General features: G+C 69.0%; 1 protein-coding gene. It reads left to right on the forward strand.

Going from position 1 to position 568, the window contains the following annotated elements:
* The coding region (locus HC022_RS28380; RefSeq protein WP_254885309.1) for a thiamine pyrophosphate-dependent enzyme at positions 1-568 on the forward strand (568 nt) is incomplete at both ends.

Below are 568 nucleotides of genomic sequence, written 5' to 3' on the forward strand. Positions count from 1 at the left end.
GCAGGTCGTCGACCACCACACCTATGTCATCGCCGGTGACGGCTGCCTGATGGAAGGCGTGAGCCAGGAGGCGCTCGGCATCGCCGGCCGCTACGGCCTCGGCCGCCTCGTCCTGTTCTGGGACAACAACGACATCACCATCGACGGCAAGGTGTCGCTGTCGGACCGCACCGACCAGGTCGCCCGCTTCAAGGCCTCGGGCTGGCACGTGCAGGAGATCGACGGCCACGACCCCGAGGCCATCGACGCCGCCATCGTGGCCGCGAAGAAGGTCACCGACCAGCCGTCGATGATCGCCTGCAAGACCCACATCGCGCTGGGTCACGCCGCGCAGGACACATCCAAGGGCCACGGCGCGCTGACCAACGCAGACCAGAACGCCGACGCCAAGGCGGCCTGGGGCTGGACCACCGGCCCGTTCGAGATTCCGGCCGAGATCAAGTCCTGGTGGGAAGAGGCCGGCAGCCGTGGCGCCGCCGAGCGTGAGGCCTGGGAAACCCGCCTCGCCGCGCTCTCGGAGCGCAAGCAGGCCGAGTTCAACCGTGTCATGTCGGGCGACGTGCCGAAG

The sequence above is a fragment of the Salipiger sp. HF18 genome, assembly GCF_011806505.1.
In the GTDB taxonomy this organism is placed as follows: Bacteria; Pseudomonadota; Alphaproteobacteria; order Rhodobacterales; family Rhodobacteraceae; genus Salipiger; species Salipiger thiooxidans.